The following is a 286-nucleotide window of genomic DNA, read 5'->3' on the forward strand; positions in this document are numbered from 1 at the left end:
GAGCCAGAGCCAGAGCCAGTTCGTGCTGCAAACATGCCAGAGGTCATTCCAAATGAATTTGGTGTGCCAGAAGACGATGATTGGCTGATTGAAGATGAGGCGTCTGAACCAGAAGCATTAGCGGAAACTGACGTAACACCAGAGCTAGTGACACCTGTCGCTGAACCGAAAGTTGAAGCTACACCACAAGCGGAAGTTCTAGGACAAGAAGGCGAAGAAGAATTCTCGTTTGATGACTTCGAATTGCCAGAGTTTAATGAAGAAGATGCACTAGCGGAAGCTGATG

Annotated in this window: 1 protein-coding gene; it reads left to right on the plus strand. The window is 47.9% G+C overall.

Annotation, left to right across the window (positions count from 1 at the left end):
- The coding region (locus AB4517_RS18760) for a hypothetical protein (protein ID WP_372149175.1) at positions 1–286 on the plus strand (286 nt) is incomplete at both ends.

Source organism: Vibrio sp. 10N.222.52.C3, assembly GCF_041474195.1.
GTDB lineage: Bacteria > Pseudomonadota > Gammaproteobacteria > Enterobacterales > Vibrionaceae > Vibrio > Vibrio crassostreae_C.